21 protein-coding genes are annotated in these 18,545 nt (G+C 62.2%); 3 read left to right on the top strand and 18 right to left on the bottom strand.

Features of this window, described 5'->3' with window-relative positions; all coding sequences use genetic code 11:
- The first annotated feature begins 225 nt into the window (after nt 1-225).
- Nucleotides 226-378 carry a DUF3309 family protein gene (locus AD659_RS29145; RefSeq protein ID WP_003183939.1) on the top strand — a complete coding sequence of 51 codons (153 nt, stop codon included), beginning with the start codon at nt 226-228 and terminating at the stop codon, nt 376-378.
- A gap of 62 nt (nt 379-440) precedes the next feature.
- Here the strand turns inward: AD659_RS29145 and AD659_RS08895 are convergent, their stop codons facing one another.
- From AD659_RS08895 to ccmA, 11 genes are all read right to left on the bottom strand, one after another.
- Nucleotides 441-2,534, bottom strand: a complete 2,094-nt coding sequence (locus AD659_RS08895) for an LTA synthase family protein (RefSeq protein ID WP_053120335.1) — start codon at nt 2,532-2,534, stop codon at nt 441-443.
- 473 nt (nt 2,535-3,007) lie between these two features.
- A complete protein-coding gene (locus tag AD659_RS08890) occupies nt 3,008-3,415 on the bottom strand; it encodes a hypothetical protein (RefSeq protein WP_053120333.1) in 408 nt (135 codons plus the stop codon).
- 14 nt (nt 3,416-3,429) lie between these two features.
- Nucleotides 3,430-4,632, bottom strand: coding sequence for a c-type cytochrome biogenesis protein CcmI (ccmI, locus tag AD659_RS08885; protein ID WP_053120331.1), 1,203 nt, complete (start codon nt 4,630-4,632; stop codon nt 3,430-3,432).
- Entirely contained in the window at nt 4,625-5,098 is a 474-nt protein-coding gene (locus AD659_RS08880; protein WP_053120329.1) for a cytochrome c-type biogenesis protein, read from the bottom strand. The genes ccmI and AD659_RS08880 overlap by 8 nt, the downstream gene beginning before the upstream one ends.
- The gene (locus AD659_RS08875) at nt 5,095-5,631 is read right to left on the bottom strand and encodes a DsbE family thiol:disulfide interchange protein (RefSeq protein ID WP_053120327.1); all 537 of its coding nucleotides are present in this window, start codon (nt 5,629-5,631) and stop codon (nt 5,095-5,097) included. The genes AD659_RS08880 and AD659_RS08875 overlap by 4 nt, the downstream gene beginning before the upstream one ends.
- The gene (locus AD659_RS08870; RefSeq protein ID WP_053120325.1) at nt 5,628-7,616 is read right to left on the bottom strand and encodes a heme lyase CcmF/NrfE family subunit; all 1,989 of its coding nucleotides are present in this window, start codon (nt 7,614-7,616) and stop codon (nt 5,628-5,630) included. Before AD659_RS08870 ends, AD659_RS08875 begins: the two co-directional genes overlap by 4 nt.
- A gap of 3 nt (nt 7,617-7,619) precedes the next feature.
- Nucleotides 7,620-8,075: a cytochrome c maturation protein CcmE gene (gene ccmE, locus AD659_RS08865; protein ID WP_053120323.1), complete on the bottom strand. Its 456-nt coding sequence runs from the start codon at nt 8,073-8,075 to the stop codon at nt 7,620-7,622.
- Nucleotides 8,072-8,248, bottom strand: a complete 177-nt coding sequence (ccmD, locus tag AD659_RS08860) for a heme exporter protein CcmD (protein WP_003199159.1) — start codon at nt 8,246-8,248, stop codon at nt 8,072-8,074. Before ccmD ends, ccmE begins: the two co-directional genes overlap by 4 nt.
- The gene (locus AD659_RS08855; protein ID WP_053120321.1) at nt 8,245-9,000 is read right to left on the bottom strand and encodes a heme ABC transporter permease; all 756 of its coding nucleotides are present in this window, start codon (nt 8,998-9,000) and stop codon (nt 8,245-8,247) included. The genes ccmD and AD659_RS08855 overlap by 4 nt, the downstream gene beginning before the upstream one ends.
- A gap of 94 nt (nt 9,001-9,094) precedes the next feature.
- Complete coding sequence (gene ccmB / locus AD659_RS08850) at nt 9,095-9,763, bottom strand: heme exporter protein CcmB (RefSeq protein WP_003183957.1); 669 nt, start codon at nt 9,761-9,763, stop codon at nt 9,095-9,097.
- Nucleotides 9,760-10,395: a cytochrome c biogenesis heme-transporting ATPase CcmA gene (gene ccmA / locus AD659_RS08845; RefSeq protein ID WP_053120319.1), complete on the bottom strand. Its 636-nt coding sequence runs from the start codon at nt 10,393-10,395 to the stop codon at nt 9,760-9,762. Before ccmA ends, ccmB begins: the two co-directional genes overlap by 4 nt.
- Before the next feature lie 198 nt (nt 10,396-10,593).
- Between ccmA and fliK the strand changes: the two genes are divergently transcribed.
- Nucleotides 10,594-12,165, top strand: coding sequence for a flagellar hook-length control protein FliK (gene fliK / locus AD659_RS08840; protein ID WP_053120313.1), 1,572 nt, complete (start codon nt 10,594-10,596; stop codon nt 12,163-12,165).
- Nucleotides 12,162-12,491, top strand: coding sequence for an EscU/YscU/HrcU family type III secretion system export apparatus switch protein (locus tag AD659_RS08835; protein ID WP_003199146.1), 330 nt, complete (start codon nt 12,162-12,164; stop codon nt 12,489-12,491). The genes fliK and AD659_RS08835 overlap by 4 nt, the downstream gene beginning before the upstream one ends.
- A 497-nt stretch (nt 12,492-12,988) precedes the next feature.
- On the opposite strand, the gene AD659_RS08830 is transcribed toward AD659_RS08835, so the two are convergent.
- The 7 genes from AD659_RS08830 to AD659_RS08800 form a co-directional block, all read right to left on the bottom strand.
- A complete protein-coding gene (locus tag AD659_RS08830) occupies nt 12,989-13,384 on the bottom strand; it encodes a DUF2802 domain-containing protein (RefSeq protein WP_003183966.1) in 396 nt (131 codons plus the stop codon).
- A gap of 1 nt (nt 13,385) precedes the next feature.
- Nucleotides 13,386-13,871 carry a chemotaxis protein CheW gene (locus tag AD659_RS08825; protein WP_003199144.1) on the bottom strand — a complete coding sequence of 162 codons (486 nt, stop codon included), beginning with the start codon at nt 13,869-13,871 and terminating at the stop codon, nt 13,386-13,388.
- 70 nt (nt 13,872-13,941) lie between these two features.
- Nucleotides 13,942-14,817, bottom strand: a complete 876-nt coding sequence (locus AD659_RS08820; protein ID WP_053120311.1) for a CheW domain-containing protein — start codon at nt 14,815-14,817, stop codon at nt 13,942-13,944.
- A gap of 96 nt (nt 14,818-14,913) precedes the next feature.
- Entirely contained in the window at nt 14,914-15,705 is a 792-nt protein-coding gene (locus tag AD659_RS08815; protein WP_053120309.1) for a ParA family protein, read from the bottom strand.
- A 49-nt stretch (nt 15,706-15,754) separates the two neighbouring features.
- Nucleotides 15,755-16,639, bottom strand: a complete 885-nt coding sequence (gene motD / locus AD659_RS08810) for a flagellar motor protein MotD (RefSeq protein ID WP_053120307.1) — start codon at nt 16,637-16,639, stop codon at nt 15,755-15,757.
- A gap of 15 nt (nt 16,640-16,654) precedes the next feature.
- Nucleotides 16,655-17,395 carry a flagellar motor protein gene (locus AD659_RS08805; RefSeq protein WP_003199135.1) on the bottom strand — a complete coding sequence of 247 codons (741 nt, stop codon included), beginning with the start codon at nt 17,393-17,395 and terminating at the stop codon, nt 16,655-16,657.
- A complete protein-coding gene (locus AD659_RS08800) occupies nt 17,395-18,528 on the bottom strand; it encodes a protein-glutamate methylesterase/protein-glutamine glutaminase (protein WP_053120305.1) in 1,134 nt (377 codons plus the stop codon). Before AD659_RS08800 ends, AD659_RS08805 begins: the two co-directional genes overlap by 1 nt.
- Between the last annotated feature and the right edge of the window lie 17 nt (nt 18,529-18,545).

Genomic DNA, 18,545 nt, shown 5'->3' with positions numbered 1-18,545 from the left:
AGCCTGCGATCCTTTGATCTTTCGCTTGGGATTCAAGTGTCTGGGGAAAGATCGCAGCCTCGTTTCACTCGACAGCTCCTACACAGCGCCTACCAGCGCCTACAAAAACTTTGAATTTTTTACAGGACGTTACGGTCGGACCTATTAAGCCGCCCGGATTTAACGCATGCGTGCTGGTAGTTGGAAGTTGCATCAATCCAAAACTGACCAATAAGGAAATCTACAATGGGCACAATACTTATCATTATCCTGATCCTCCTGCTGATCGGTGGTCTTCCGGTCTTCCCGCACTCCAGAAGTTGGGGTTACGGTCCGTCCGGTATCATTGGTGTAGTGTTGGTGGTGCTGTTGGTCCTGCTATTACTGGGCAAGATATAAACCATTAAGTTAGCGCAAAAAAAAGAGGCCTTTACAGGCCTCTTTTTTATGTTCGCCGGTGATCAGTCCGGCTTGCCGTCAACAACCCCGGCTGTGTTATCCAGCAGGCTCTTGGTCGCCGTTTGCAAGAACGATTCGAGCTTGAGCTTCATCTCGGCGGTCTCCGGTGCATCCGGGATGACCTCTGCATGTGGGTTGGCGCCCAGTTGATAGCGGAACAGCTTCGGTGCCATTGCCTTTTCCTCCGGCAACACCAGGATCTTGTCGTCGTGGATAAACGCGGTGGTCTGATCGCTACCCGACGGTTTGATCACGCCAAAACCCGTGTCGCCTGGCGGCAGATTCAACAGGTCGCGGCCCCAGCATTGGTTGCGCACTTGCCCGCCGAGCCGGCCCATGATGGTCGGGACGATATCGACCTGGGTGCCGACGGTGTGATTGCGCTGGCCGAACTTTTCCTGGACGCCCGGCCCGATCAGCAGCATCGGCACATTGAAGCGGCCCAGGTCCATCTCGGTGATCTGGCGCTCGTTGCCGAAGCCATGGTCACCGACCACGACGAACAGGGTTTCCTTGAAATAAGGCTCCTTGCGGGCTTTCTCGAAGAACTGGCCCAACGCCCAATCGGCATAACGCATGGCCGTCAGATGTTCGTTCAAGCGGCCACGGTCAGTGACCGGTTCCACCGGCAACGGTGTCGGCAGCGCATAAGGCGTATGGTTGGACAGCGTCTGCAGCAACGCATAGAACGGCTTGCCGTTTTCCCGGGCCTTGAGTTCGATCAGGCCACGGTCGAACATGTCCTGGTCGGACACGCCCCAGGTCGGGTCGGAGAACACCGGGTTCACGAAGTCGTTACGCCCGATGAATGTGGTCATGCCCTGGCTGCTGAAGAAACCGGACTGGTTGTCCCAGGCAAAATCGCCGTTATAGACATACACGTCGTCGTAATCGCGGGCGCTGAGCAACTGTGGCAGGCCCGACAGCTTGTGGCTGCCTTCCGGCGTCTGCATCAGGTATTCGAAACCCGGCAGGTTCGGGAAGCACGCCATGGTGGCGAACATGCCTTGGTGGGTGTGGGTGCCGTTGGAGAAGAAACGGTCGAACAACAGGCCTTCCTTGGACAACTTGTCCAGGTAAGGCGTGATATTGCCCGGTGCCCCCAAGGCGCCCACCGAGTGACCGGCCATGCTCTCCATGAGGATCACGACGACGTTCTTGATCGGCAGGGTCTTGTCTGCCGGCGGCGTATAGTCGCGGCGCACGGCGGCGGTCTCGGTGTCCACGAGTTTATCGTCAGACAGCACCAGCATGTCACGCACGGTCTGCTGCGCCAGCGGCTGCTCCAGCGTGGCTTTCCAGATGTTGTCACGGTCTTCGGACATCCGGCTCTTGGCCGCCGCCACCAGCGACAGCGTGCCATTGAGGCCCAACTGGTTGGCGAAATTCGAATCGGTGGTGTAGACGTCGCCCCAACGCAGCGGCGGACCTTGGCGCAGGGTGCCACGCGCAGCGGCCACGGCCACCAGCAGGCAGACCATGAACACGGCGACACGTCCGTACCACGGCGCGATCTGTCGGGTGCCGATAGTGCCGCCACTGAACGGTCCACGCGGACGGGTCGCACGGTCGGCGCCCTTGAACGCCAGACTCAGGATAATGGTGCCGCCCACCCAGGCCAGCAGATAGCGCACCACCGGGAAACCGTACCAGAGCATGCTCATCACGGTTTTCGGGTCTTCCTTCACATACTGGAAGACCAGGCCGTTGAGGCGCTGGTGGAATTCACGGTAGAAGTCCATCTCCATCAAGCCGAGGAACAGCGCGATGCTGGAGGTGACGGTCAGCCAGAAACGAAAAAAGCCACGGGCGGCCATCGCTCTTGCGCTGAACAACGCCAGCAGCAACGGGATGCTGAGGTAGACCACCAGACGCACGTCGAAGCGCAGGCCGTTGGCGAACGCTTCAACGAAGGTCGAGGCCGGGGTGTCGAGGATCATCTCGCGGTTATAGACCAGCAGCGCCACGCGCAGCAGGCTCAGCATGACCATCATCACCAGGGCGCAAAGCAACGTGTAGGCCAGGTGCGATTTGACGGTCGGTTGCAGCAGGCGATGCGTGGTGCGCTGCTGACTCAGGGCGTCCGGGATTGCCATGTCGTTTAAGGACCCTATTGGAGTTGGAGTGACAAAAAAGAAACAACGGCGCGCCCTCTGTTGGCCAAAGCCTGGCCCCGGGGCTTGCGCGAGTGCGCAAATGTTGCACGAACGGCTATGGCATTGCCATTAAATAACCGGCGGCGATATGAGCGCGGGGGATTGTCCGCAAGATTTAGTGAAAATTTCGTGCAATGAATATCCGGAAACACAAAAAGCCCGGCCAGTTGCTGAAGTTGAGCCGAGCGCTATTGTGGCAGAGGACTTGATGTGGCGAGGGAGCTTGCTCCCACTCGGCTCTGTAGGAGCTGTCGAGTGCAACGAGGCTGCGATCTTTCCCCAGACACTTGAGTCCCAAGCGAAAGATCAAAAGATCGCAGCCTTCGGCAGCTCCTACACGCAGCCCTGCGGGAGCAAGCTCCCTCGCCACAGGGTTTTCGATTACTTCCAGTCCCGTGTGGAAGCGATCACTGTCAATGAAACTGCCGCCCCAACCCCGCCGGCACGCCTTCGATGGTGGTTTCTTCCCACGGACCATTCGGGCTGACGGAGCGGCTCCAACCGTTGTTCCAGCGGAAATAGGTGCGCTGGCGATAGAAGGTATTGGTCTGGTTGTCCAGCACATACACCCCCAGCTTGGCGTCCCAGTGGCTGTTGCCACCCGGTGGCGGGGCAAAGCTGGCGGAGGTGCGTGGCAGCGGCTTGGCTGGTTTGTTCGGAGTGACAGGTTTGCCCGGCGGTGGGGACGGGGCCGGTTTGGTGGTCGGGGTCGACGGCGGGATCGGCGGCAACGGCGCCGAGGGCTCCGACGGGCGCTGGACCGCACAAGCGCTCAGGCCCATGACGAGCGTGAGCAGGGTGATACGAGCGATGGCGGTCATGGTGCGAATTCCTGTTATTTATCCGGGCTGTCGATGGTCAATTGTTGTTGCGCCGTGGTGCTGCTCGCCAGTGGCTGGCTGCGGCCGACCCACTCACCGGCGGTCGGCTGACCGGCCCGGGAGATGCGCGCCATCAGTTGGACTTCGGGGAAGTTCGACAGTTTCAACTGCGGCATCATCGCGTCCGCGTCACCCAGTTCTACCGTGACCGGCAGATCGGCCACCGTCAGGCGCTTGGCGGCCAGCGGCGCTGGCGGGCCGGAAACGGCGCGGGCGAAGATGAACACGCTGTCGCTCGGCTGCACCTTGGCCTTGAGGGCTGGCGCAAGGTCGACGCGGACCTTGAGCAGTGCCCCGGTCTTGACCGCCGGTGCCTGGGCGACGTTGCCACCGCTGGCTTGCAGTTTCTCGGTGGCACGGGTGATGCCACCCTGCAACGCCTCACGGGATTTGTCGCCTTCCGGCAGTTGCGCGAGCAGGCGCCCCCAGTAATCGATCGCCTCCTGATAGCGTTCGCCTTCAAACGCGGCGATGCCCAACAGGCCGAGGCTGGTGACTTCCTTCGGATCGAGCTTCAGCGCCTCGTCGGTCAGGGCCTGAACCTTGTCCGACCATTTCTTGCCATCGGCGAAATACTGCGCCTGGGCCCATTGGCCCAACAGCTCCGGTTGGCGACCGGCCACCGCCACGGTGCGCTCGAAGATCTTCGCCGCGTCCGCGGGCCGATCCTGGGCCATGTAGGTACGTCCGAGGAAATACAGGCCTTCGGCGGAGTCCGGCTGCGCCGCCACTGCACGTTCCAGGCGCTGGGTCATTTCTTCCATCGACTGCGGCGCCTGGGCGAATTCACGGGTCAGCTCGACCTTGTCGGCAGCGCCGAAATGCAGGTAAAGCGCCAGGCCCAACACCGGCACCAATACGGCGGCGAGCAACGGCAACGGCTTGCCCAACCGCGATTCGCGCGGCACATCGGCGCCCTCGGTGTCGGCGAGCAGTTCACGGGCGGCTTCGGCGCGGCCAGTGTCCAGTTGTGCGGCGTTGAGCACGCCCTCCTCCCGCTCGGTTTGCAGTTCGGCAACACGCTCCTGATACAACGCCACATTGAGCGCGGTGCGGTCCTCCTCACGTTGAGCACGACGACCCCGCAATACAGGAATCAACAGAAAACTCAGGGCAACCAGAAGAAGCAGACCTGCGGCGAGCCAGAAATCAATCATGCTTGGTTTTATCCAACAGTTGGTCGAGGCGCTGGCGCTCTTCGACAGAAAGCGTGTCCGGGGCGGCCGTGCGCTGGACCCGGCGCCGACGCACGATGACTGCGATGATCACAAAACCACCGAGCAACAGCCCGGCGGGACCGAACCAGAGCAGTGCGGTCTTGGAAGACAGGGCGGGGTTGTAGCGCACGAACTCACCGTAGCGATCGACCATGAAGTCGATGATCTGCTGGTTGTCCTTGCCCTCGCCGAGCATGCGGAAGATTTCCTTGCGCAGGTCGGCGGCAATCGGCGCGTTGGAGTCGGCGATGTCCTGGTTCTGGCACTTGGGGCAGCGCAGTTCCTTGGTCAGTTCGCGAAACCGCTCGCGCTCGCCGTCGTTGGCGAATTCATAGGTGTCGATGGCGGCCTGGGCCACACCGACCAGGCTCAAACCGAGGACGGCGGCCGCTAACCAACGCTTCATGGCTTGGCCTCGTCCACCAGGGCCTGGTACTTGGCGGCCAGTTTCTCGCGCCAGACCTGTTCGTCGATCACGCCAATGAATTTGTCGCGGATCATGCCCTTGGCATCGATGAAGAAGGTTTCCGGCGCGCCGTAGACGCCCAGGTTCAGGCCCAGGGAGCCGTCTTCGTCACGAATGTCCAATTGATACGGGTTGTGGAACTCGGCCAGCCACTTCAAGGCGTCGGCATTGACGTCCTTGTAGTTGACGCCGTAGATCACCACGCCGTTCTGGGCCAGCTTGTTCAGCACCGGGTGCTCGACCCGGCAGGAGATGCACCAGGTGCCCCACACGTTGACCAGCGCCGGCTTGCCCAGCAGATCGGCACGGGTCAGGGTCTTGTCACCTTGCACCGAGGGCAGGGTGAACTCGGGGAACGGCTTGCCGATCATCGCCGAGGGCAACTCGCTCGGATTCAAATACAGGCCCCGGTACAAAAACACCGCCATCAACAGGAACAGCGCCAGCGGCAACACCATCAACCAACGTTTCATGCAGGGGCTCCCGTCACGCCCAGGGCTTCACGCACCTGGGTTCTCACCTTGACTCGATAACGCCGATCCAGCGCCGCCAGCACCCCGCCCAGGCCGGTGAGCAACCCACCGAACCAGATCCAGCGCACGAACGGCTTGACGTGGACCCGCACCGCCCAAGCGCCGTCGCCCAGAGACTCGCCCAGGGCCACGTAGAGGTCGCGGGTGAAACCGGCATCGATTCCGGCTTCGGTCATGACTGAGTTCTGCACGGTGTAGAGGCGTTTTTCCGGGTGCAGCACGGTGATTTCCTGGCCGTTGCGAATGACCCGTACGGTGCCTTTGTCAGAGGTGAAGTTCGGCCCCTCGAAATGTTTGGCGCCTTCGAAGACGAATTGATAGCCCCCCAGGTCCATGGACTCGCCCGGCGCCAGGCGCAGGTCGCGCTCCGCGCTGTTCTGGCTGGACAGCACCACGCCCAGGGCGCAGACGGCGATGCCCAGGTGGGCGATCTGCATGCCCCAATAACTACGGGTCAGGGTCGGCAGGCCTTTGATCAGGCCTTTGTGGCGGGTCTTGTCGAAAATGTCCCGGACACCGGCGAGCAATACCCAGGCCGCCAGCACGAACGTCGCCAGCACCGCCCAGTTGAAGTCGCCATAGGCCACGCCGGCCACCACGGCCAAGGCAGCCGTGCCCAGCAGCACCGGGGTCAACATGCCCAGCAGCCACTTGACCGGGGTGTCTTTCCAGCGCACCAGCATACCGATGGCCATCACCACCATCAGGATCGCCATCAGCGGGATGAACAATGCGTTGAAGTACGGCGGGCCCACCGACAGCTTGGCGCCGGACAGCGCATCGAGTACCAACGGGTACAACGTCCCCAGCAGGATCATCGACGCGGCCACCACCAGCACCAGGTTGTTGCCCAGCAACAGGGTTTCCCGCGACCAGAGGTTGAAGCCGACCTGGCTCTTGACCACCGGCGCACGCAGGGCGAACAACGTCAGCGAACCGCCGACCACGAACAGCAGGAACATCAGGATGAACACGCCACGCTCGGGGTCCGAGGCGAAGGCATGCACCGACGTCAGCACCCCGGAACGCACCAGGAACGTGCCCAGCAAGCTCAGGGAGAACGCCGCAATGGCCAACAGCACCGTCCAGCTCTTGAACACCCCGCGCTTTTCCGTGACCGCCAGGGAGTGGATCAGCGCCGTGCCCACCAGCCAGGGCATGAACGAGGCGTTTTCCACCGGGTCCCAGAACCACCAGCCACCCCAGCCAAGCTCGTAGTAGGCCCACCACGAACCGAGGGTGATGCCGATGCCGAGGAAGGCCCAGGCGACGATGGTCCACGGGCGCGACCAGCGTGCCCAGGCAGCATCGAGGCGACCACCGAGCAACGCGGCGATGGCGAAGGCGAAGGCCACGGAAAAACCGACGTAGCCCATGTACAGCATCGGCGGGTGAACGATCAGGCCGATATCCTGCAACAACGGGTTGAGGTCGCGGCCGTCCATCGGCATCTGCGGCAGGATGCGCTTGAACGGGTTGGACGTGACGATCAGGAACAACAGGAAACCGGTGCTGATCATGCCCATCACCGCCAGCACCCGGGCCAGCATCACCTGGGGCAACTGCCGGGAAAACACCGAGACCGCGAAAGTCCAGCCGGCGAGGATCAATGCCCACAGCAACAGCGAACCTTCGTGGGCGCCCCACACGGCGCTGAACTTGTAGTACCAGGGCAAGGCGCTGTTGGAGTTGCTGGCGACGTACTCGACGGAAAAATCGTCGACCATGAACGCATAGGTCAGGCAACCGAAGGCGAACAGCATGAAGGCGAACTGGCCCCACGCTGCCGGCTGGGCCAGGCTCATCCACAAGCGGTCGCCGCGCCAGGCTCCCAGCAACGGCACCACGGCCTGTACCAGGGAAAAACACAGGGCCAGGATCATCGCCAGGTGGCCCAACTCGGGAATAAAGATGCCAGCCGTCATCGATCAGCCCTCCTTCACGGGCGCGGGCGCCGACTGGCCGCTGTCTTTCAGGGCCTTGGTCACTTCCGGCGGCATGTATTTCTCGTCGTGCTTGGCCAGCACTTCGTCGGCCACCACCACGCCATCGGCGTTGAGCTTGCCCAGGGCGACGATGCCCTGCCCTTCGCGGAACAGGTCCGGGAGGATGCCGCGATAGGTAATGGTCACGGTCTTGCTGAAGTCGGTGACATTGAATTTAACGTCCAGCGAATCCCCGGAGCGCACCAGCGAACCTTTTTCCACCATGCCACCCGCGCGGATACGCGTGTCTTTCGGCGCTTCGCCATTGGCGATCTGGGTCGGGGTGTAGAACAGGTTGATGTTCTGCTGCAAGGCACTCAGGGCCAGGCCGACCGCGGCACCGACACCCACCAGGATCGCCAGAATGATGACAAGACGTTTTTTGCGCAGCGGATTCACTGACCGTTCTCCCGGCGCAGACGACGCGCCTCTTGTTGCAGATACCGCTTGCGGGCCAGGATCGGCACCGCCACGTTGAGGGCCAGCACCACCAGGCAAATGCCATAGGCTGACCAGACATACAGGCCATGATGGCCCATGGCGAGGAAATCGCCGAATGAAGCGAAACTCATCGAGCGGCCTCCAGGCTGTTCTGCACTTCGGCCTTCACCCAACTGGCCCGGGACTCGCGCTTGAGCACTTCCAGGCGCATGCGCAGCAACAACACCGCGCCGAAGAAACAATAGAAACCCAGCACCGTCAGCAACAGCGGCAGCCACATTTCGACGGGCATCGCCGGTTTTTCGGTGAGGGTGAAGGTCGCACCCTGGTGCAAGGTGTTCCACCATTCCACCGAATACTTGATGATCGGGATGTTGATCACGCCGACAATCGCCAGCACCGCGCAGGCCTTGGCGGCACTGTCACGATTGCTGATGGCGTTGCCCAGCGCAATAAGACCGAAGTACAGGAACAGCAGGATCAGCATCGACGTCAGTCGCGCATCCCAGACCCACCACGAACCCCAGGTCGGCTTGCCCCAGATGGCCCCGGTGACCAGCGCCACGGCAGTCATCCAGGCACCGATCGGGGCGGCGCATTGCAGGGCCACATCGGCCAGCTTCATCTTCCACACCAGCCCGACCACGCCGCAGACAGCCAACATCACGTAGACCGACTGGGCCAGCATCGCCGTGGGCACGTGGATGTAGATGATGCGGAAGCTGTTGCCCTGCTGGTAATCCGGCGGCGCGAAAGCCAGGCCCCAGACCAGGCCAACGCCGATCAGCAACAGGGCGAAGAGGCTCAACCAGGGCAACATTTTTCCGCTGATGCCGTAGAACCACTTGGGTGAGCCGAGCTTATGAAACCAGGTCCAGTTCATTGCTGTTTCCATCACGGTTGCGGCTCGTCATCACGAGCTGCCGGGGCTGCCTTAACTTCCGCAGAAGTGGTCAATGCTTGACCAGGCCTCATTATTATTCGCCGACGCTGATCTTCAGGCCAGCGGCTATTGCAAAGGGTGTCAGGGTTATCGCCAGGGCGGTCAGGCTACCAAGCCAGAGCAGATAACCGGTCGCGGGCATGCCCTGCAATGCCGCTTGCAAAGCACCACTGCCCAGGATCAGCACGGGGATATACAACGGCAGGATCAACAGCGCCAACAACAGGCCGCCGCGCTTCAACCCCACCGTCAACGCCGCGCCCACCGCACCGAGCAGGCTCAGCACCGGCGTGCCCAGCAGCAGCGACACCAGCAGCACCGGCATGCACGCGGCGGGCAAGCCCAGCATCATCGCCAGCAACGGCGAGAGCAACACCAGCGCCAGCCCGGAAAAAACCCAGTGTGCCAGTACTTTGGCCAAAACCAGAAGGGCCAGGGGGTGCGACGAAAGGACCCACTGTTCCAGTGAACCGTCTTCAAAATCACTGCGAAACAGCCCGTCCAGCGAGAGCAGGACCGATAAAAGCGCGGCCACCCAGACCAGTCCCGGAGACAAGGTTTGCAACAATTGAGTCTCCGGACCGACCGCCAACGGGAACAGCGCGATGACAATCGCGAAGAACACCAGCGGATTGGCCAATTCGGCCGGACGCCGGAACAACAGGCGCGCCTCGCGCGCAAGCAACAGGCCAAACACACTCATACGGCCCAGTTCCCCAGATCGATGTTGCGATAACCGGACGGCATCCGCGCCAATGTGTGGTGGGTGGTCAACAGCACCATGCCGCCGTTTTCGCAATGCCGGGCGAGGTGTTCCTCGAGCTGCGCGACGCCCTGCTTGTCCAGGGCGGTGAACGGCTCGTCGAGTATCCACAGCGGCGGGCTGTCCAGGTACAACCGGGCCAGGGCCACTCGGCGCTGCTGGCCGGCGGACAGGGTGTGGCTCGGCACATCCTCGAAGCCGCGCAGCCCGACCGCCGCCAACGCCTGCCAGATCGCCTCGCGGTCGGCCGGCGTATGCAGGGCACAGAGCCAACTGAGGTTTTCTTCGGGGGTCAGCAAATCCTTGATGCCGGCGGCATGGCCGATCCAGAGCAGGTTACGGGCCAACTCGCTGCGCTGGCTGTGCAAGGGCTGGCCATTGAGCAACACGTGGCCCGCGGTGGGCTGCATCAACCCGGCGAGCAGGCGCAACAGGCTGGTCTTGCCGCTGCCGTTGGGGCCACTGATCTGCACCATGTCGCCAGGCGAGAGTCTCAATTCGAGATGTTCGAAAAGCAGCCGCAAGTCTCGCTCACAGGCGAGGCCAACGGTTTGCAGGAGAGGACTGGTCAAGGGATCACGGGCCTTATACGGTTCAAGTCGGCGGTGCAGCGGCCGTTAAAGAGGTGCAGCATAGATGCATTGACGGCCCGATCCACAGAGCTGCGTCAACGAATTGCAAGATTTTCGCCGCTCCCGGAAAGACGGGCGGCATTATACATGCCCCAACCGACTCTCAAGAGCGCTTATTTCTCCAAGGTAAGACCGCAGATGACAGGCGACATGAACATCCTGCCGCTGCCCCAGGCCACGGCAACGACGCGTATGCCGGCGGTGACGGGTGAGCTGCTCAAGCTGCTGGCACCGGCCGAAGGGCTGATCGCCCCTGGCCAGACCGCCAAGGCCGAGGTGCTGTCGCTCAAGCAGGCGGACCAGACCTTCCAGCTGCTGCTCAAGGTCACGCTGGAGAGCGGCCGACAGGCCACCGTGCAGGCCACCAGCACCCAGCCATTGCCCCAGGGCACCAGCCTGGCCGTGACCCAGCCGTCCGCCAGCAACCTGGCTATTGCCGTGCAGCAGGCCGTCGCCTCCAGCGTTGCTACCTTGACGCGCATCGACACGGCGCAGATGCCGGTCGGCACGTTACTGCAAGGCAAGGTGCTGACCAGCCAGGCGCTGCCCCCACTGCCTGGGCAGCCGCTGGTATATCGGTCACTGGTGAGCCTGCTCAACACCGCCCAGGCCGGCAGAACCCTGGACATCGACAGCCCGCAACCGCTGCGCGTCGGCACGCTGTTGAGCGCCCAGGTACAAGATCCCCAGACGCTGAAATTCGTGCCCCTGAGCAACCGCCAGGAGCAACTGGCGGTGAGCCAGCAACTGGTCACCCAGGTAAGCCGCCAGGGCTCGCTGGACAGTTTGATCACCGCCCTGCAAAACCTGCCGGCCACTGACGACACCGGTACCGAGCTGCGCGCCGCGGTAACTCGCTTGCTGGCAGGCCTGCCGGATGTCCAGCAACTGAGCACGCCCAAGGGCTTGGCCCAGGCCATGGTCGCCAGCGGTGTGTTCCTGGAAAGCAAACTGCTCGCCGGACAGCCACCGAGCCTGGCGCCGGACACGAAAGGCGACTTGCTGAAACTGATTGCCCAACTGACACCGGCCCTGCCCGCTGCCACTAACCTCGGCGCCATCATCGCCGCCAACACACTGGCCCAGGCGCTGCCGAGTTTCGTGCGCAGCGCCTTGGGGATGCTCGGTCAGGTCAGCGCCAAACCGCCGCCCACCAGCTTTCCCCTGCCCTCGCGCCAGCTGAAGGAGCAAGACGAAGAAGGCGATCTGGAACACCTGCTGCGCCTGGCCGCGGCTGCCGTGTCACGCCTGCAAAGCCATCAGTTGTCGAGCCTGGAACAGACCGGCCTGACTGACGACGGTCGGCTGATGAGCACTTGGCAGTTGGAGATCCCGATGCGCAACCTGCAGGACATCGTGCCGTTGCAGGTCAAGTTCCAGCGCGAGGAAACCCCGCCCCGGCAGCAACCCGACGAGCGCCGGGAGGAACGCGAACCGAAACAGCAGCTCTGGCGGGTCGAGCTGGCGTTCGACATGGAACCGCTCGGCCCGTTGCAGATTCAGGCCCAGTTGCTCAGCGGCAGCCTGTCCAGCCAGTTGTGGGCAGAACGGCCGTATACCGCGAGCCTGATCGAAAGCAACCTGACCGCCTTGCGTGAACGCCTTGTGACCTGTGGCCTGAACGTCGGCGACCTGGACTGCCACCTCGGTACCCCGCCCCAAGGCCCCAAGACTCGCCTGGAACAACGCTGGGTGGACGAGACCGCATGACAACCCACACCGAACCCCGCCAGGCCATCGCGCTCAAGTACGACGGCCACCACGCCCCCACCCTCACCGCCAAAGGCGACGAAGCCCTGGCCGAGGAAATCCTGCGCATTGCCCGGGAGAGCGAAGTACCGATCTATGAAAATGCCGAACTGGTGAAGCTGCTCGCACGCATGGAACTGGGGGACAGCATCCCGGAAGAGCTGTACCGCACGATTGCCGAAATCATCGCGTTTGCCTGGAATCTCAAGGGCAAGTTTCCCCAAGGCTATGACCCGAACGCGCCGAGTGTCGAAAAGGATGTGACCGACCGCGGCGACGATTATTGATCACAGCTACAAAGGCTGTGCTTGGACTGGACTGATCACTCTGTAAGCGCCAGAAAACCTGTAGGAGGAGCTTGCTCGCGATGGGGTCCTGTCAGTCAACATTGATATTGACTGCCACACCGCTATCGCGAGCAGGCTCGCTCCCACATGGGTTCTGCGCCAGAGCGCGGGCAATCGTGGCGAGGGAGCTGGCTCCCGCTCGGCTCTGTAGGAGCTGTCGAGTGCAACGAGGCTGCGATCTTTCCCCAGACACTTGAGTCCCAAGCGAAAGATCAAAAGATCGCAACCTTCGGCAGCTCCTACACGCAGGCCAGCGGGAGCAAGCTCCCTCGCCACAGGGACTGCGTTTGGGTTGGAATGATCTGTGTGTGAGCACCAGAAAAACCTGTGGGAGCGAGCTTGCTCGCGATGGGGCCCTGTCAGTCGGCATTGATATTGACTGATATACCGCTATCGCGAGCAAGCTCGCTCCCACAGTTGGATCGGGGTGAAGGCGATCAGCCGCCCTTGTGCAGCTTGCTCATCAACTCCGCCTCGGCCTGGGTCAGGCCGCAGGCTTGGGTCAGTTCGTCGACGCTGGCGCCCATGCCCACCAGGCGGGCGGCCTGGGCGAAGGACAGGCTGGAGGGGTCGCGCTGTTCCAACTGGGCGAGTTTGTCCGGCAACGGCGCGACCACGGCACGCAGCTCATGGAGCGCTTCGCCCATGCGCACGGTGCCGTTCTGGTAATCGTCGACACGCTTGGCCAGGTCCTTGATGCGCTGGTCGCGCAGCGCATCGCCCTGGGCCTGCTGAGCGGCGATCTGCCGCTGGCCACGTATGTATGCCAGGAACATCGCCAACGTGCCTGCCCAGAAAAGGAACAGGACAATGACTGCTACCTCAAGAATCAAATCAGATACTCTCCAGTTCCGACCACTCTTCTTCGCTCATCATCTTGTCCAGTTCAACCAGGATCAGCAACTCGTTATTCTTGTTGCACACGCCCTGAATGAACTTGGCGGATTCTTCGTTACCCACGTTCGGTGCGGTCTCGATTTCCGATTGGCGCAGGTAAACCACTTCGGCGACGCTGTCGACCATGATGCCAACCACTTGCTTGTCGGCTTCGATGATGACGATCCGGGTGTTGTCGCTGATCTCGGCGTTCATCAGGCCGAAGCGCTGACGGGTATCGATCACGGTGACCACGTTGCCGCGCAGGTTGATGATGCCCAGTACATAGCTCGGTGCACCCGGTACCGGAGCGATCTCGGTATAGCGCAGCACTTCCTGAACGCGCATCACGTTGATGCCGTAGGTTTCGTTATCGAGCTTGAAGGTCACCCATTGCAGAATCGGATCTTCAGAACCCTTTTGAGACGACGCCTTATCATTCATACCCTGACCCCTCGAAAAACCGCCTGTGGCGGCGTGTATTCTGTCCGGCGACTGTGCGCCGCCGGTTGTCTTATTTCGGTTTCCGGACCGGCTTCTTGCTGCCGTCCAGGTGTTTTGCCCCGCCGCTGGCGATCAGCTCCGCCAGTTCGGAAACGTCCAGCAAGGCGCACATGTGCTCGATCACCGTACCGGCCAGCCATGGCCGTTGCCCTCGATGGCTGCGCCACTTGATCTCGTTCGGGTCCAGGCGCAGCGAACGGCTGACCTGGTGCACCGCCAATCCCCACTCATAACCTTGCACCGAAATCACGTATTGCAAGCCCTGGCGAAAGTCATCGCGATAACGGTCCGGCATCACCCAGCGCGCCGTGTCCAGCACCTTCAGGTTGCCTGCCTGGCTCGGCAGGATCCCGAGGAACCATTCCGGCTGCCCGAACAACGGCGTCAGTTCCTGCCCGGCCAGGGAGTAGATCGATCCCAGGCAGACCAGCGGCACCGCCAGGGTCAACCCGGCCACATCGAACAACAGACACTCGAACGGCTCGGCCGCCCAGGCCGGACGATCATCGCCCGGCACCGGTGGCGGTGGGCTGCTCGGCGGCAAGTGGACTTCCACCACCGGCGTCACCAGGCCCTGCAGCAACGGGGCAACGGTCGAGACCGGTGCCAGGATCGGCGCAGGTGCGTCCATGACCGCCAGTTGCGGCTTGATGAACGGTGCTTCGACCGCCGCAGCGATCACCGATTTCTGCGCGTCACGGGCCTGCTCTTCGAGCACGGCCGCTTGAAACTCATCCAGCACACCCTCGGCTTCGACGTGTTCGGGCAACGCCTCGATCACGCTTGGCGGTGGTGGCAATTCTTCGGTCGCTTCCTGCAACAGCCCATCCAGGTAGGACTGCAGGGCCATTTGCGGACGCGAGGTTGTCTTTATCGGGCGGCTCATGGGAACAGTGCGCCACTTGAAGAGGTTATCGGCATGAATGCGGTAGGACTTGAGCGCTCGCAAGCGAACGCGATGCCACTGGAAAGCCTCGTCACCTTAAGCCACCTGCTGCGGAACAAGCTGTTGGGCCAGCAGATGCTTGAGCAGCGCGCGGTAGGCCAGCACGCCACGGCTCTTGCCATCGAATTGCGAAGGGGTCACACCGGCACGGCTGGCATCCCGCAAGCGAGTATCGACGGGGATATAACCTTGCCAGATGTCCTCCGGGTACATGTCCCGCAACACGCGCAGGGTCCCCAGGGACGCCTGGGTGCGACGGTCGAACAGGGTCGGCACGATGTTGAAGGCCAGCGTCTGCTTGCGCGAGCGGTTGACCATTGCCAGTGTATTGACCATGCGTTCCAGGCCCTTGACCGCCAGATGCTCGGTCTGCACCGGGATCACCAACTGCTGGCTGGCTGCCAAGGCATTGACCATCAACAAACCCAGCAGTGGCGGGCTGTCGATGATCGCGTAATCGAAATCCTGCCACAGCTGCGCCAGACTCTTGGCGATCACCAGGCCCAGGCCGCTCTGCCCGGGCGACTGTCGCTCCAGGGTGGCCAGGGCAGTGCTGGACGGCAACAGGGAAATCCGCTCGTCGCTGGTGGATAACAGCAATTGTCCCGGCAGGCCCTCGGGCACAACGCCCTTGTGCAGGAACAGGTCGTAGTTGCTGTGCTCCAGGCTGTCGGGATCGTAGCCGAAATAGCTGGTCATCGAGCCATGGGGGTCCAGGTCGACGATGACCACGCGCTTGCCCGCCTCGGCCAGCAACCCGGCTAAAGCGATGGAAGATGTGGTCTTGCCCACACCACCTTTTTGATTGGCGACTGCCCAGACTCTCATTCGGATCGTTCCTCCCGGTCGAAACAGGCTCGACCGAGAAATAGCTCGGTTATAAAGCGGGTGACGGAGAATTGACGGCACTCTGTCTTCCCGGCGACTTGACCGGTGCCGGTGCAGTTTGTGTGCCAGCCCGCTTCAATGCCGCATCCGGTGTTGCATTGGCCGTACCGGTACCGGTCAGGCTGCGACGCACATCGAGGTTACGCGACACCACCAGTATCACGCGGCGGTTGCGTGCACGCCCCTCGGCGGTGGCGTTGTTGGCCACCGGCTGGAACTCGCCATACCCCACCGAAGCCAGGCGCCCGGGATTCAGACCCTGCATCGCCAGCATGCGCACGATGCTTGCCGAACGGGCCGAGGACAATTCCCAGTTGGTCGGGTACTGCGCGGTACGGATCGGCTGGTCGTCGGTGAAGCCTTCGACGTGGATCGGGTTGTCGAACGGTTTGAGGATCGCCGCGACCTTATCGATGATGTTGAACGCCATGTCGCTGGGCATCGCGTCGCCGCTGCCGAACAACAGGCTGGAATTGAGTTCGATCTCGACCCACAACTCGTTGCCGCGCACGGTCATCTGGTTGGAGCTGATCAGGTCGCCAAACGCCGCGCTGATGTCGTCGGCGATGCTTTTCAACGGATCGCTACTGCCGGCGATACCGGCGTCGACCTGCTCGCTGTCCTTGACCAAAGGTTTGGCCGGCGTAGTGGTCTTGGGCCGCTCCTCACCGATAGGAATGGGCTTGAGGGCCCGGTCGGAATCAGTGAAGACCCCGATCAACGCCTCGGAAATGACTTTGTACTTGCCTTCGTTGACCGACGAAATCGAATACATGACCACGAAAAAAGCGAACAGCAGCGTGATGAAGTCGGCGTAGGAAACCAGCCAGCGTTCATGGTTGACGTGTTCTTCACGATGCCTGCGACGTGCCATGCTCCATATCCCCCATCAGTCCATGAAGCCCTGGAGCTTCAACTCAATGGAACGCGGATTTTCACCTTCGGCGATCGACAGAATTCCTTCCAGCAGCATTTCGCGATAGCGCGACTGGCGCAACGCGATGGACTTGAGCTTGGCGGCGATCGGCAGCAGCACCAGGTTGGCACTCGCCACGCCATAGATCGTCGCGACGAAGGCCACGGCGATGCCGCTGCCCAGTTGCGACGGATCGGCCAGGTTGCCCATCACATGGATCAGGCCCATCACCGCACCGATGATGCCGATGGTTGGCGCGTAGCCGCCCATGCTTTCGAAGACCTTGGCCGCTTCGATGTCGCGGCTTTCCTGGGTGTAGAAATCCACTTCCAGGATGCTGCGGATGGCTTCCGGCTCAGCGCCGTCCACCAGCAATTGCAGGCCTTTGCGCGAGTAGCTGTCGGGTTCGGCATCGGCCACCCCTTCCAGGCCCAGCAAGCCTTCCTTGCGAGCGGTCAGGCTCCAGTTCACCACGCGGTCGATGCCACCGGCCAGGTCGACACGGGGCGGAAACAGAATCCAGATCAGCACCTGCATGGCGCGCTTGAACGCGCTCATGGGCGACTGCAACAGCGCCGCGCCAATGGTGCCACCGAGCACGATCAATGCCGCCGGGCCGTTGGCCAGCGCGCCCAGGTGACCGCCTTCCAGATAATTGCCGCCAATGATGGCGACGAACGCCATGATGATGCCAATCAGGCTGAGCACATCCATTACAGGCAGGCCTCGACCAGGTGTCTACCGATGTCGTCCAACCCGTACACCGCGTCGGCAAGATCGGCTTTGACGATGGCCATCGGCATGCCGTAGATCACGCAGCTGGCTTCGTCCTGGGCCCAGATCGCACTGCCGCCCTGCTTGAGCAGCCGTGCGCCTTCGCGCCCGTCGGCACCCATGCCGGTGAGCACCACCGCCAGAACTTTGTCACCGTAGGACTTGGCGGCGGAACCGAAGGTAATGTCCACGCAAGGCTTGTAGTTCAGACGCTCATCGCCTGGCAGGATTTTCACCGCGCCACGGCCGTCGATCATCATCTGCTTGCCACCCGGCGCCAGCAACGCCAGGCCTGGACGCAAGATGTCGCCATCCTCGGCTTCCTTGACGCTGATGTTGCACAGCTTGTCCAAGCGCTCGGCAAACGCCTTGGTGAACGCCGCGGGCATGTGCTGGATCAGCACGATAGGGGCCGGGAAGTTGGCCGGCAATTGAGTCAGGACCCGTTGCAGCGCCACCGGGCCACCCGTGGAGGTGCCGATGGCAACCAGCTTGTAGGCTTTGCGCTTGGGTGCCGGCGACGATGCACTGGCAGGCGCCGAGCGCGTCGGCGCAGGTGCCGGGGCGCTACGCACCGGTGCCGGACTGAAGCTGCTCGAAGGCGCAGGCGCAGGCGCCGGGCTTGGCGCCGCGACCGGGGCGGGTGCCGGCGCGCTGTAGGCACTGACACGGCGATTGCTGCGGGAAATGCTGTGGACCTTTTCGCACAGCAACTGCCGGACCTTGTCGGGGTTGCGCGAAATGTCTTCGAAATTCTTCGGCAGGAAGTCCACGGCCCCGGCGTCCAGCGCATCGAGGGTCACCCGGGCGCCTTCATGGGTCAGGGAGGAGAACATCAAGACCGGGGTCGGACAGCGCTGCATGATATGCCGCACCGCCGTGATGCCGTCCATCATCGGCATCTCATAGTCCATGGTAATCACGTCCGGCTTGAGGGCCAGGGCCTGATCGATCGCCTCTTTGCCGTTAGTCGCGGTACCGACAACCTGAATACTCGTGTCCGCCGAAAGAATTTCCGAGACGCGGCGTCGGAAAAACCCCGAATCGTCCACCACCAGGACTTTAACTACCATAAACACTCCGTTAGACG

It is taken from the genome of Pseudomonas thivervalensis (assembly GCF_001269655.1).
Taxonomy (GTDB): domain Bacteria; phylum Pseudomonadota; class Gammaproteobacteria; order Pseudomonadales; family Pseudomonadaceae; genus Aquipseudomonas; species Aquipseudomonas thivervalensis.
The sequence above is the reverse complement of the archived record's forward strand: the minus strand, read 5'-3'. Positions and strand labels throughout refer to the sequence as shown.

Excerpts from the sequence above, each read along its gene's own strand:
- AD659_RS29145 (WP_003183939.1), top strand. The coding sequence starts at position 226 with ATGGGCACAATACTTATCATTATCCTGATCCTCCTGCTGATCGGTGGT.
- AD659_RS08895 (WP_053120335.1), bottom strand. The coding sequence starts at position 2,534 with ATGGCAATCCCGGACGCCCTGAGTCAGCAGCGCACCACGCATCGCCTG.
- AD659_RS08890 (WP_053120333.1), bottom strand. The coding sequence starts at position 3,415 with ATGACCGCCATCGCTCGTATCACCCTGCTCACGCTCGTCATGGGCCTG.
- ccmI (WP_053120331.1), bottom strand. The coding sequence starts at position 4,632 with ATGATTGATTTCTGGCTCGCCGCAGGTCTGCTTCTTCTGGTTGCCCTG.
- AD659_RS08880 (WP_053120329.1), bottom strand. The coding sequence starts at position 5,098 with ATGAAGCGTTGGTTAGCGGCCGCCGTCCTCGGTTTGAGCCTGGTCGGT.
- AD659_RS08875 (WP_053120327.1), bottom strand. The coding sequence starts at position 5,631 with ATGAAACGTTGGTTGATGGTGTTGCCGCTGGCGCTGTTCCTGTTGATG.
- AD659_RS08870 (WP_053120325.1), bottom strand. The coding sequence starts at position 7,616 with ATGACGGCTGGCATCTTTATTCCCGAGTTGGGCCACCTGGCGATGATC.
- ccmD (WP_003199159.1), bottom strand. The coding sequence starts at position 8,248 with ATGAGTTTCGCTTCATTCGGCGATTTCCTCGCCATGGGCCATCATGGC.
- AD659_RS08855 (WP_053120321.1), bottom strand. The coding sequence starts at position 9,000 with ATGAACTGGACCTGGTTTCATAAGCTCGGCTCACCCAAGTGGTTCTAC.
- ccmB (WP_003183957.1), bottom strand. The coding sequence starts at position 9,763 with ATGAGTGTGTTTGGCCTGTTGCTTGCGCGCGAGGCGCGCCTGTTGTTC.
- fliK (WP_053120313.1), top strand. The coding sequence starts at position 10,594 with ATGACAGGCGACATGAACATCCTGCCGCTGCCCCAGGCCACGGCAACG.
- AD659_RS08835 (WP_003199146.1), top strand. The coding sequence starts at position 12,162 with ATGACAACCCACACCGAACCCCGCCAGGCCATCGCGCTCAAGTACGAC.
- AD659_RS08825 (WP_003199144.1), bottom strand. The coding sequence starts at position 13,871 with ATGAATGATAAGGCGTCGTCTCAAAAGGGTTCTGAAGATCCGATTCTG.
- AD659_RS08820 (WP_053120311.1), bottom strand. The coding sequence starts at position 14,817 with ATGAGCCGCCCGATAAAGACAACCTCGCGTCCGCAAATGGCCCTGCAG.
- AD659_RS08815 (WP_053120309.1), bottom strand. The coding sequence starts at position 15,705 with ATGAGAGTCTGGGCAGTCGCCAATCAAAAAGGTGGTGTGGGCAAGACC.
- motD (WP_053120307.1), bottom strand. The coding sequence starts at position 16,639 with ATGGCACGTCGCAGGCATCGTGAAGAACACGTCAACCATGAACGCTGG.
- AD659_RS08805 (WP_003199135.1), bottom strand. The coding sequence starts at position 17,395 with ATGGATGTGCTCAGCCTGATTGGCATCATCATGGCGTTCGTCGCCATC.
- AD659_RS08800 (WP_053120305.1), bottom strand. The coding sequence starts at position 18,528 with ATGGTAGTTAAAGTCCTGGTGGTGGACGATTCGGGGTTTTTCCGACGC.